General features: G+C 64.1%; 2 protein-coding genes. Both read left to right on the forward strand.

Features of this window, described 5'->3' with window-relative positions; genetic code table 11:
* On the forward strand, positions 1 to 1,273 hold a 1,273-nt coding region (priA, locus tag VFZ66_10525), incomplete at its 5' end, for a primosomal protein N' (protein ID HEX6289616.1).
* Between the two features lie 65 nt (positions 1,274 to 1,338).
* Complete coding sequence (gene def, locus VFZ66_10530) at positions 1,339 to 1,941, forward strand: peptide deformylase (protein HEX6289617.1); 603 nt, start codon at positions 1,339 to 1,341, stop codon at positions 1,939 to 1,941.
* Positions 1,942 to 2,197 lie beyond the last annotated feature (256 nt).

The following is a 2,197-nucleotide window of genomic DNA, read 5'->3' on the forward strand; positions in this document are numbered from 1 at the left end:
TGAGCCCTCATACAAGCACGAGGAGGGCGTGCGCTACCACGCGCGCGACGTGGCGCTTGAGCTTGCGGCGCTGACGCAGAGCGTGGTGGTGCTGGGCAGCGCCACGCCGTCGATCGAAAGCTACCAGCGCGCGCGAGACGGCGCGTACACGCTGCTTGAGCTGCCGGAGCGCGTGGCGCGCAAGGCGGGCAGCTTCGTCGCACAGGCGATCCCGCTGCCGCCGGTCCAGATCGTCGATATGCGCGTGGAGCTTCAGCAGGGCAATCGCTCGATCTTCAGCCGATCGCTGCGGCGGGCGCTCGCGCAGGTGCTAGCACAGCGGCAGCAGGCGTTGCTCTTTCTCAACCGGCGCGGCACGGCGGCGTTCGTGATGTGCCGCGACTGTGGCTATGTGGTCGGGTGTCCGCGCTGCTCAGGGCCGCTGACGGTGCATCGGGTGGGCGACGACGCGCAGCCGGGGGCGACCGACGGCTTCGATCTGCTGCGCTGCCATACCTGCGGCCATCGAGAGCTCGCGCCGGGCGTGTGTCCGCAGTGCTGGAGCGCGCGCATCCGGCATTTCGGCGTCGGGACGCAGCGGGTGGTCGTCGAGGTGGAGACGCTCTTTCCTGAGGCGCGCGTGCTGCGCTGGGATCGCGATGTGACGGGACGCAAAGGCGCGCACGATCGGCTGCTTCAGATGTTTCTGAACCACGAGGCCGATGTCGTCGTCGGCACGCAGATGATCGCCAAGGGCCTGGATCTGCCGCTGGTGACGCTGGTGGGCGTTGTCTCGGCGGATACCGGCCTGCACATGCCGGATTTCCGGGCGGGCGAGCGCGCGTTTCAGCTTATGGCCCAGGTGGCGGGCCGCGCCGGACGGCGCGATCTCGGCGGTCAGGTGATCATCCAGAGCTACACGCCTGAGCACTACGCGCTGCGCGCCGCCGCCGCCCACGACTATCGCAGCTTCTTTCGCGAGGAGATCGCCTTTCGGAGTGAGGCGCACTATCCGCCCTTCGCGCAGCTCGTGCGCTTTGTCACCAGCGGAACCAATGCGACGAGCGTGCAGGCCGCCGCCGAGGAGCTGGCCGAGCGAATTCACGCGGCGATCGAGCGGCTGAGCCTGGTCGATACGGCGGTGATCGGGCCTGCGCCCGCGTTCATGGAGCGGGTACGCGGGCGGTTTCGCTGGCATGTGCTGGTGCGCGCCCCCGATGTGCATCCGATCCTCGACGAATTGGGCACGTTGCCCGGCTGGATCGTCGATATTGACCCCGGCAGCATGTTATAATTCCCGGCAGATCCTGTCACCATTGGTGTGCAGCGCCCCTGAAATTTGTACAGCACGAGGTTCGTATGTCGATCCGGCAAGTTCTCAGAATAGATAATCCAGAAGAGAAGAAAATCCTTAAGTCGAAGTCGGTGCGTGTCAGACAATTTGACAAGGCACTCCAGGCGCTGGTGCAGGATATGATCGAAACCATGCGCGAGCATAACGGCGTTGGTCTGGCCGCGCCCCAGATTGGCGTGCTGCGCCGCGTGGTAGTGATCGAGCAGCCGGCGATCGAGGAGGAGCACGAGGACGGCACGATGGTCGAGGTCGAGCCCGCCAGGCTCTTTGTGATGGTCAATCCTGAGATCGTCGAGGCGGGCGAGGAGCGCTACACAATGCTGGAAGGCTGCCTGTCACTGCCCGGCTGGTACGGCGAGATCCCGCGCCCCGACTGGGTGACGATCAAGTACCAGGATGTCAGCGGCAAAGAGTATCGCATCAAGAAAGCCGACGCCAAAGGCTATAAGGTTGGGCGCATGGTGCAGCACGAGATCGATCATCTCGACGGTATCCTGTTCACCGAGCGCATCGAGGACCTGAGCACGCTGCGCAACTACAACGAGGAAAAGCCCAAGCGGCCCGGCCTGCTCCGCCGCCGCAGAAAGACGCTGCCGATCGAGGAGTAGCCGAGCACCAACGAGCGCCGCCCGCCGTCACACGACGGCGGGCGTTTGTGTGGCATCCAGCTCGATAGCTTCCTTGGCTGTGCAGCGGAGGCGATAGCTGCTACAATACCTGCGAAAGTGGTATTGGAGGATGGTATGGCTTCGGCAACGCTTGAGCAGGTGCAGCAATTAGTTGATCAGCTTTCTCCGCTTGAGCAGGTCAAGTTATTAGAATATCTCACGCCTCGGATTGCACGCGCTGTAGCGCAACAACCAG

It is taken from the genome of Herpetosiphonaceae bacterium (genome assembly GCA_036374795.1).
Lineage (GTDB): Bacteria > Chloroflexota > Chloroflexia > Chloroflexales > Kallotenuaceae > LB3-1.